We start from the raw sequence: 273 nt of genomic DNA, 5'->3' as shown, positions 1-273 counted from the left end.
GATTAGAATTAGAGAACACAAACATTGTTTGGGTCTGTAGCTCAGCTGGTTAGAGCGCACGCCTGATAAGCGTGAGGTCGGTAGTTCAAGTCTACTCAGACCCACCACTTCTTCCCGATGCTGCGTTATTAAGCTCGTCGTTTAGAAACTACTAAACGTCCTCACTTAATGCCTGGCCTCGAAAAGAAGCTTGGTTCAGAACAATGTTATTCCTAGTAATGTGGGGCTATAGCTCAGCTGGGAGAGCGCCTGCCTTGCACGCAGGAGGTCAGC

1 tRNA gene is annotated in these 273 nt (G+C 48.7%); it reads left to right on the top strand.

Annotation, left to right across the window (positions count from 1 at the left end):
- Window positions 1–30 precede the first annotated feature (30 nt).
- Window positions 31–107: transfer RNA gene (locus CWB98_RS21825), tRNA-Ile, on the top strand.
- Window positions 108–273: the final 166 nt, after the last annotated feature.

Source organism: Pseudoalteromonas rubra (assembly GCF_005887115.1).
Classification (GTDB): Bacteria; Pseudomonadota; Gammaproteobacteria; order Enterobacterales; family Alteromonadaceae; genus Pseudoalteromonas; species Pseudoalteromonas rubra_F.
This window is presented reverse-complemented; position numbering and strand designations above follow the sequence as displayed.